We start from the raw sequence: 8,046 nt of genomic DNA, 5'->3' as shown, positions 1-8,046 counted from the left end.
GATGCCCAGTCCGGTGACGACGACGCGTCTCTTGCCTGTAGTGCCCAAACAGCGGCCCTCTTGCGACCCGCGCCGCGTGCCGGCAGGGCCGGCAACTGCATCAGGCGGTGAGGAAAGGAATTACGGAAGGTAGAGAAGCCGCGCCGCCACCGAGGCGGCGCAAGTGCCCCGACCCGTCGCCAGCTCAGTTGCCGGCGGCGTTCGCGGTCACGTAGTCGATGGCCTGCTGCACCGTCGTGATCTTCTCGGCATCCTCGTCGGGGATTTCGCACTCGAATTCTTCTTCGAGCGCCATGACCAGTTCGACGGTATCGAGGGAGTCGGCGCCGAGATCATCGACGAAGGAGGCGTCGCTGGTGACGTCTTCCTCCTTGACGTCCAGCTGCTCCATGATGATTTTCTTGACGCGCTCTTCGATGGTGCTCATTGGTTTCCTCGCAGCGGAAGTTCGGGGCAAATGCCGCCGGTTATTGTAAGTGAAACGATTTGCCCGGTCCAAGCGCCGTCATGTGCAATCGCAGCGCGACAAACCCCTGCAGCATCATGATCTTGCACGAAACCGAACCGGCAGGCCGAAGCCTTGCGGCACGGCTCAGGGCATGTGCATGCCGCCATTGACATGCAGGGTTTCGCCGGTCACGTAGCCGGCTTCGTCCGAGGCCAGATAGGCGACGGCATGCGCGATGTCCTCGGGCCGGCCGAGCCGTTCGAGCGGAATGCTGCGCACCAGCGCCGCACGGGCCTCCTCGGGCAGCGCACGCGTCATGTCGGTATCGATGAAGCCGGGCGCGACCGCATTGACGGTGATGCCGCGCGAACCGATCTCGCGCGCCAGCGACTTCGTGAAGCCGAGCAGGCCGGCCTTGGCGGCGGCGTAATTGGTCTGGCCCGGATTGCCGGTGCTGCCGACCACCGAACCGACCGTGATGATGCGCCCGTGACGGGCCTTCATCATGCCGCGGATCACCGCCTTGCTGAGCCGGTACACCGAGGTCAGGTTGGTGGCGATGATGTCGTCCCATTCCTCGTCCTTCATGCGCATCAGCAGGTTGTCGCGCGTGATGCCGGCATTGTTGACGAGGATGGACAGGCTGCCGAACTCCTGGGTGACGGCCTTCACCGCCGCCTCGATCGCGGCGGCGTCGGTGACGTTGAGCATCAGGCCGCGGCCGCGGATGCCGTCGGCGGCGAGATATTCGCTGATCGCCGCGGCGCCGGATTCACTGGTCGCGGTGCCGACGACGGTCGCGCCGCGCCGGCCGAGCTCGCGGGCGATGGCCTGGCCGATGCCGCGGCTCGCGCCGGTGACGAGTGCCACGCGCTGTTCGAGGTTCATGGGGTTCAGGCTCCCTTCTGGTCGGCGAGCACCGCGAGCAGTGCGCTGAGATCGGGCATGGTCGGAGCGGCGAGCCCCTTGACGATGCGCTTGTTCATGCCGGCGAGCACCTTGCCGGGGCCGCATTCGACGACGGTCGTGATGCCGGCGGCAGCCATCGCCTCGATCGTCTCGATCCAGCGCACCGGGCTGTGCAGCTGGCGCACGAGGGCGGCGCGGATCGCGTCCGCTTCGGCGTGGCGGGCGACATCGGCGTTGTGCAGCACCGGGATCGACGGCGTGCGCAGGTCAACTGCAGCGAGACGTTCGGCCAGACGCTCGGCGGCCGGGCGCATCAGCGCGCAGTGCGAGGGCACGCTGACCGGCAGCACGACGGCGCGCTTGGCACCGCGCGCCTTCGCCGCCTCGACCGCGCGTGCGACCGCTGTCGCGGCGCCGGCGATGACGATCTGGCCGGGGGCGTTGAGGTTCACGGCCTCGACCACCTCGCCCTGTGCCGCTTCGGCGCAGGCCTCGCGCACGGCCGGCTCGTCGAGCCCGAGCAGCGCGGCCATCGCGCCGGCCCCGGCCGGCACCGCGGCCTGCATCAGCCGGCCGCGCTCGGCCACGAGGCGCACGGCATCGGCGAAACCGAGCGCGCCGGCGGCGACCAGCGCCGTGTACTCGCCGAGCGAATGACCGGCGAGCAGCGCCGGCTGCGGACCGCCTTCGGCGCACCAGACGCGCCAGAGCGCCACGCCGGCGGCCAGCATCGCCGGCTGCGTGTTGTCGGTGCGGTTCAGCTCGGCCTCGGGGCCGGCCTGCACCAGCTGCCAGAGATCGAAGCCGAGCGCCTCGCCGGCCTCGGCGAAGGTGTCGCGCACCTCGGGCCGGGTGGCGGCTTCGGCGAGCATGCCGACCGACTGCGAACCCTGCCCCGGAAACGCGAAGGCGAGCGTGGACGAAGTGCTCATGCGCGGGACTCCCTGCTGGTGACGCCGCCGCACGCAGCCGGATGCCGGGCAGCGGCGGACGCCTGGATGGACATGGATGGCCGGCGGCTCAGTAGCGGACCAGCGCCGAACCCCAGGTGAAGCCGCCGCCGAAGGCTTCGAGCAGCAGCAGCTGACCGGGGCGGATGCGGCCGTCGCGCACGCCGAGATCGAGCGCGAGCGGCACCGAGGCCGCCGAGGTGTTGCCGTGCTCGGCGACCGTGACGATGACCTTCTCCATCGGCAGGCCGAGCTTGCGCGCGGTCGCCTGGATGATGCGCAGGTTCGCCTGGTGCGGGATCAGCCAGTCGAGTTCGGCCGCGTCGATGCCGTTCTTTTCGAGGGTCTCGACGGCAACGCGCCCGAGCGTGTTGACGGCGAACTTGAACACCTCGTTGCCGCGCATCGACACGTAGGCGCGGTTCTTCTGCGTCTCGTCGTAGCCGCTGGAGACGCCGTTCGGCACCCACAGCAGTTCCTTGTAGCGACCGTCGGCGTGCAGGTGCGTGGCGATGATGCCCGGGGTCTCGGCGGCGTCGAGCAGCACCGCGCCGGCACCGTCGCCGAACAGGATGCAGGTGCCGCGATCGCGGTAGTCGAGGATGCGCGAGAAGGTCTCGGCCCCGATCACCAGCGCCCGCCGGCTCATGCCGGTGCGCACGAACTGGTCGGCGACCGACAAGGCGAACACGAAGCCGGCACAGACCGCCTGCACGTCGAAGGCCGGGCAGCCGTGGCAGCCGAGGCGCTCCTGGATCTGGGTCGCGACGCTCGGGAAGACGTGATCCGGCGTCGTGGTCGCGACGACGATCAGGTCGATCGACAGCGGATCGACACCGGCCATCGCGATCGCGGCGCGCGCGGCATGCTCGGCGAGATCGGCCGTGGTCTCGTGCTCGGCGGCGATGTGGCGCCGGCGCACGCCGGTGCGCTCGACGATCCAGTCGTCGCTGGTCTCGACCAGCTTTTCGAGCGCGGCGTTGTCGAGCACGCGCTCGGGCAGGTAGCTGCCGGTGCCGATGATCCGGGCATGCTTCACGTCGCGTCCCCTCCGGCATGCAGGGCGCCGAGGTGATGCTTGATCAGCGCCGGGACGTTCTTCTCGACCTCGATCGCCGCGATGCGCAGCGCATTGGCGAAGGCCAGCCGGTCGGCGCCGCCATGGCTCTTGATGACGATGCCGTTGAGGCCGAGCAGGCTTGCACCATTGTAGCGGCGCGGGTCGATACGTTTCGCGAAGGCCCGCAATACCGGCCCGGCGATCAGCCCGGCGATCCTGTTCGGCAGGCTGCGGCGGAATTCCTCGCCGATGAAGTGGCGCACCAGCTTGGCGACGCCCTCGCTGGTCTTCAGCGCGACGTTGCCGACGAAGCCGTCGCAGACCACGACATCGACCGGACTCAGGTAGACGCCGTCACCCTCGACGTAGCCGATGTAGTTGAGATCGGAATTGCCGAGCAGCGCGTGGGTTTCCTTGACCAGCTCGTTGCCCTTGATGTCCTCGGAGCCGATGTTCAGCAGCCCGACGCGCGGCGCCGGCAGGCCGTCGACGGCGCGGGCGAGTTCCGCGCCCATCACCGCGAACTGCAGCAGGTGATCGGACTTGCAGTCGGCGTTGGCGCCGAGATCGAGCATGTGCACGTGACCGTGCACGGTCGGCAGCGTCGTGCAGATCGCCGGCCGGTCGATGCCGGGCAGCGTGCGCAGCACGAAGCGTGCGGTCGCCATCAGCGCGCCGGTGTTGCCGGCACTGACGCAGGCGTCGGCCTCGCCGCTCTTGACGAGGTTGATCGCCACGCGCATCGAGGAGTCCTTCTTGTGCTTCAGCGCCTGCGCCGGCGGCTCGTCCATGCCGACGACCTCGCTCGCGGCATGGATGCTCAGGCCGGCACGGCCGAGTCCGCCGCAGGCGGCAAGACGGGCTTCGAGCACGTCGGGACGGCCGACGAGGATCAGCTGCAGATCCGTGCGCGCTTCCAGAAAATCGAGTGCTGCGGGGACGACGACCTCGGGTCCGAAGTCGCCGCCCATCGCGTCGAGCGCGATCGTGATCGGTCGGGTCATTTCGGCTGCTTTCCGTGACACACGCGGCGCACACGTGCGGCCATAACGACGAAGCCTCCGCTAGGGAGGCTCGTCTGCGCTCGGGCCGGCATGGTGCCGGCCGGTCTCACTCTTCAGCCTTGGCGGCGATCACGCGACGGCCGCGATAGAAGCCGTCCGGGGACACGTGGTGACGCAGGTGGGTCTCGCCGCTGGTGCGGTCGACCGACAGCGTGCTGGCTTCGAGGTGGTCGTGGGAGCGGCGCATGTCGCGACGCGAACGGGACTTGCGGTTCTGCTGGACGGCCATGATCGGGACTCCTGATTGGGTGCCGGAGGTTTCCGGTGGAAGGACGCTCAGGCGTCCTTCGGGTTTTTCAACAGGGTCGACAGCGCCGCGAACGGGTTCGGTTTCCCGTCCGCGACCGGTGCCGGCCCGGCAGTCGGCGGCAAGGCGTAGCCGCCGGCTGCGCACTCGCGTTCATCTTCATGCATCGCGACCAGCGGCAGCGCGAGGATCAGTTCATCCTCCAGCAGTTCCGCGATCGACACGCCCTCGTCGCCGGCGAGCAGCGGCTCGTACTGCGCCGGCAGCTGGGGGGCCTGCGACTCGGCGGCGATCGGCGCGAGCAGGGCATCGACCTGCACGGCCAGCGTCACCGGCCCCAGGCAGCGCTGGCAGCTCAGCCGGGGTTCGGCATCGAGCCACACATGCACCAGCTTGCGGCCATCGGCATCACGCTCGCCGGCGAGTCGCCAGCGCACGCTGCCAACGGGTTCGTGCAGGAGTTCCGCGAAGCGCGCCAGCGTCGCCACCGGCCACTCGCCCGCGAGCGTCCCGCCGTTGACGGCGAACTTCCACGGATCGAAGCGGTCTGGGGGGCGGGCATGCATAAGGGCGCGCATCATATGGGTTCACCCCGGGCAAGTCAAAACGCGCCGGCCCGTTGCCGCGCGGCCCCGCCGCTCCCTACGCTGGGGCCTCTGCCCTGCCGCGAGGCCTGATTCCGATGACCGATGCCTGCCTGCCCGACGGCCGGCGCCTGCTGCTCGCCTCGACCTCGCCGTACCGCCGCGCGCTGCTCGAACGCCTGCGCCTGCCCTTCGCCTGCGTCGCTCCCGGCACCGACGAAACCCCGCGCAACGGCGAATCGCCGCGCGGGCTGGTCGCGCGCCTGTCGCTCGCCAAGGCGGCGGCGGTCGCGCAGCGCGAGCCCGGCGCGCTGGTGATCGGCTCCGATCAGGTGGCGCTGCTCGACGGCGCGATCCTCGGCAAGCCCGGCACGCACGAACGCGCCCGCGAACAGCTCGCGCAGGCGAGCGGCCGGGAGCTGCACTTCCTGACCGGCCTGTGCCTGCTCGATGCCGATGGCGGCGGCACGCAGCTCGAAGTCGCCGAAACCGTCGTGCGCTTTCGCGAGCTGCTGCCGCAGCAGATCGAGTGCTACCTGCGCCGCGAGCAGCCCTACGACTGCGCCGGCAGCTTCAAATGCGAAGGGCTCGGCATCGCGCTGTTCGAGGCGATCCTCGGGGCCGACCCGGACGCGCTGGTCGGCCTGCCGCTGATCGCGCTCGTGCGCATGCTCGATGCCGAGGGCGTCGACGTGCTGACCGGCTTCTGATGCCGGTGCGGTCCGCCGGAACCGGCCGGTGATCGACTCGCCGTGGCTCGCCGAACGCCCGCGCCTGCGCGCCGCGGTGCGCGTGCTGCACTTCGCGTGGCCGTATCTCGCCTTCGCGATCGGCGTCGCCAGCTACGCGCTGATCGAGCGCACCGACAGACTCGCCGCCTGGCTGGTGTTCACGGTGTTCGCGAGCTGGGTCTGGCTGCTCGCCGAGCCGTGGCTGAAGCCGATGCGCGGCTGGCGGCTGTCGCGGCGGCTGGCGCGCTACGCGACGCAGGCCGTGCATCAGGAGACCCTGTTCTTCGGCCTGCCCTTCCTGCTGCGCGCCACCGACTGGGGCACGGGTCAGGCGCTGTTCACCGGCGCGGTGGCGATCCTCTGCCTGGTCTCGCTGATCGACCCGCTGTACTTCCGCTACGTGTGCCCGCGGCGCTGGCGCTTCTATGCCTTCCACGGCCTCGTCGCCTTCCTGGCGATGCAGGCCTTCGCGCCGGTGGTGTTCCGGCTCGATACCGTCAGCGGTTACCGGCTGGCGCTCGCGACCGGCTTCGTCGTCGCCGCGCAGGGCTTCATCCGCCTGCGCTGGGGCTGGCGGCGCTGGGGCAGGATCGTGCTGCTGCTCGGCGCGGTCGCGGCGCTGTGGGCGATCCGGCCCTGGGTGCCGCCGATCACGCTGTGGATGACCAGCGGCGCGATCACGCAGCAGTTCGACCGCAGGCAGCTGCGCCCCGGCGAGGTCGCCGTCGTGCTGAGCCCGGCCCGGCTGCAGCAGGGCGTCTATGCCTACATGGCGCTGCGCGCACCGGCCGGCCTCAAGGAGCCGGTGTTCCACGTCTGGCGCCACGATGGCGTCGAGTTCGAGCGCATCCCGATCGAGATCACCGGCGGGCGCGAGGCCGGTTACCGGACCTGGACCTTCAAGCGCCGGTTCGACGAGGCTCCGGCCGGCTACTGGACCGTGACCGCCGAGACCCGCGGCGGCCAGCGCATCGGCCGGCTCGGTTTCGAGGTGCGCACGACGCCCTGATCCGGCCGGCAGGCCACGGAGCCGGCGCTATGCTGGCCGGAACAGATCGTCCCTGACCGCAAGCTGCACCGAGGCGTGCAGCAGGAGGATCGCCATGACATTCACCGGCTCGGGCCGCCTGCCCCTCGCCCTGCTGGCCTTGCTCGGTGCCGCTTCGGTTGCGGCCCAGTCGCTGCCACCCGGCTTGCACGGACATTCGCCGCTCGCGGCCGCCCCCCCGGCCTACGTACCCCTCAGTGCCGCCGGCAGCACCGATGCCTATTTCGACGGCACCCTGGAACAGCAGTTGTTTTTCAACGCCGGACTGCTGCATGCCCCGGTGCAGGCAGCCCCGGCACCGATGTCGCTGACCAGCGTCCGGCCGACCGGCGGCGAACTGGTCAATCACAATGAAATCGATGCGGCGCTGGTCCTGACCCGACATGGCTACAGCAGCACCATCCTGCCGTCCGCCGGCAGCGCGAATCCTGGCAGCGGCGACAACTACGGCGAATACGGGCGCTTCAAGGACCTGATCGGCAAATACAGCGGCCGCTATGAGAATTCCGTGCGCAATTCGATCGCGAACCGCAACGGCGACGACTCCGGCAGCACCTTCGCCAGCTACGACGGCACGCAGGACGGCATCGACGGCAGTGGCTGGCCGAAACCGCCGGCTCCGGTGGTCGTTGCACCGCAGCCGGGCCCGGCCACCGCGCTGACGCTGCCCGCCATCCGGCTTCCCGGCAGCCTGCATCTGCCGAAGCACACGATCTCCGGCCACTGATTTCGTCGCGCGCGGCCACGGATTCGCTGCGCGCCTCAACCGGCCAGCCGCAGCCCCGGCGGCAGCGCCTCGCCGAACACGCGCTTGCGGTCGGCCTCGTCGAGTTCGACGACTGCCTCGACCATGCGCACCCAGCTCTCGGGCTGGCGCGTCGCGCGCAGCCGCGCGCCGACGCGCCGGCAGAGTTCTTCCGGCAGGTCGCGCACGCGATCGCCCGAGCGGCGTGCGAGCAGGGTCGCCGCGAGCGCGGCCGGCGCTGCCGCCTGCCAGTCGGCGGC

Annotated in this window: 11 protein-coding genes; 3 read left to right on the top strand and 8 right to left on the bottom strand. The window is 70.3% G+C overall.

The features are described 5' to 3' along the window. Positions 1–184 precede the first annotated feature (184 nt). The 7 genes from acpP to PKE44_RS07525 form a co-directional block, all read right to left on the bottom strand. Positions 185–427, bottom strand: coding sequence for an acyl carrier protein (gene acpP / locus PKE44_RS07555; RefSeq protein WP_324549685.1), 243 nt, complete (start codon positions 425–427; stop codon positions 185–187). A 165-nt stretch (positions 428–592) separates the two neighbouring features. Next, on the bottom strand, positions 593–1,336 hold the full coding sequence (gene fabG, locus PKE44_RS07550; protein ID WP_324549684.1) for a 3-oxoacyl-ACP reductase FabG: 744 nt from the start codon (positions 1,334–1,336) through the stop codon (positions 593–595). 5 nt (positions 1,337–1,341) lie between these two features. Next, the gene (gene fabD, locus PKE44_RS07545; RefSeq protein ID WP_324549682.1) at positions 1,342–2,289 is read right to left on the bottom strand and encodes an ACP S-malonyltransferase; all 948 of its coding nucleotides are present in this window, start codon (positions 2,287–2,289) and stop codon (positions 1,342–1,344) included. A gap of 88 nt (positions 2,290–2,377) precedes the next feature. After that, positions 2,378–3,346: a beta-ketoacyl-ACP synthase III gene (locus tag PKE44_RS07540; protein ID WP_324549679.1), complete on the bottom strand. Its 969-nt coding sequence runs from the start codon at positions 3,344–3,346 to the stop codon at positions 2,378–2,380. Continuing rightward, entirely contained in the window at positions 3,343–4,371 is a 1,029-nt protein-coding gene (gene plsX / locus PKE44_RS07535) for a phosphate acyltransferase PlsX (protein ID WP_324549677.1), read from the bottom strand. Before plsX ends, PKE44_RS07540 begins: the two co-directional genes overlap by 4 nt. A 106-nt stretch (positions 4,372–4,477) precedes the next feature. Then, positions 4,478–4,660: a 50S ribosomal protein L32 gene (gene rpmF, locus PKE44_RS07530; protein ID WP_324549674.1), complete on the bottom strand. Its 183-nt coding sequence runs from the start codon at positions 4,658–4,660 to the stop codon at positions 4,478–4,480. Between the two features lie 47 nt (positions 4,661–4,707). After that, positions 4,708–5,259 (bottom strand): YceD family protein, encoded by a 552-nt coding sequence (locus tag PKE44_RS07525; RefSeq protein WP_324549670.1) that lies wholly within the window; start codon positions 5,257–5,259, stop codon positions 4,708–4,710. Between the two features lie 101 nt (positions 5,260–5,360). Here PKE44_RS07525 and PKE44_RS07520 point away from each other — a divergent pair, with 101 nt between their 5' ends. From PKE44_RS07520 to PKE44_RS07510, 3 genes are all read left to right on the top strand, one after another. Next, positions 5,361–5,972, top strand: a complete 612-nt coding sequence (locus PKE44_RS07520; protein ID WP_324549668.1) for a Maf family nucleotide pyrophosphatase — start codon at positions 5,361–5,363, stop codon at positions 5,970–5,972. A 28-nt stretch (positions 5,973–6,000) separates the two neighbouring features. Beyond that, positions 6,001–7,002, top strand: a complete 1,002-nt coding sequence (locus tag PKE44_RS07515; RefSeq protein WP_324549667.1) for a DUF5924 family protein — start codon at positions 6,001–6,003, stop codon at positions 7,000–7,002. Between the two features lie 94 nt (positions 7,003–7,096). Then, positions 7,097–7,768, top strand: a complete 672-nt coding sequence (locus tag PKE44_RS07510) for a hypothetical protein (protein ID WP_324549665.1) — start codon at positions 7,097–7,099, stop codon at positions 7,766–7,768. Positions 7,769–7,803: 35 nt separating this feature from the next. On the opposite strand, the gene PKE44_RS07505 is transcribed toward PKE44_RS07510, so the two are convergent. Beyond that, positions 7,804–8,046 (bottom strand): hypothetical protein (locus tag PKE44_RS07505; protein ID WP_324549663.1); only part of this gene is annotated, 243 nt, incomplete at its 5' end.

The sequence above is a fragment of the Plasticicumulans sp. genome, assembly GCF_035331805.1.
In the GTDB taxonomy this organism is placed as follows: domain Bacteria; phylum Pseudomonadota; class Gammaproteobacteria; order Competibacterales; family Competibacteraceae; genus Plasticicumulans.
The sequence above is the reverse complement of the archived record's forward strand: the minus strand, read 5'-3'. Positions and strand labels throughout refer to the sequence as shown.

Coding starts and splice junctions, on each gene's coding strand:
- PKE44_RS07525 (WP_324549670.1), bottom strand. CDS start 5,259: ATGATGCGCGCCCTTATGCATGCCCGCCCCCCAGACCGCTTCGATCCG.
- rpmF (WP_324549674.1), bottom strand. CDS start 4,660: ATGGCCGTCCAGCAGAACCGCAAGTCCCGTTCGCGTCGCGACATGCGC.
- fabD (WP_324549682.1), bottom strand. CDS start 2,289: ATGAGCACTTCGTCCACGCTCGCCTTCGCGTTTCCGGGGCAGGGTTCG.
- PKE44_RS07510 (WP_324549665.1), top strand. CDS start 7,097: ATGACATTCACCGGCTCGGGCCGCCTGCCCCTCGCCCTGCTGGCCTTG.
- fabG (WP_324549684.1), bottom strand. CDS start 1,336: ATGAACCTCGAACAGCGCGTGGCACTCGTCACCGGCGCGAGCCGCGGC.
- plsX (WP_324549677.1), bottom strand. CDS start 4,371: ATGACCCGACCGATCACGATCGCGCTCGACGCGATGGGCGGCGACTTC.
- acpP (WP_324549685.1), bottom strand. CDS start 427: ATGAGCACCATCGAAGAGCGCGTCAAGAAAATCATCATGGAGCAGCTG.
- PKE44_RS07520 (WP_324549668.1), top strand. CDS start 5,361: ATGACCGATGCCTGCCTGCCCGACGGCCGGCGCCTGCTGCTCGCCTCG.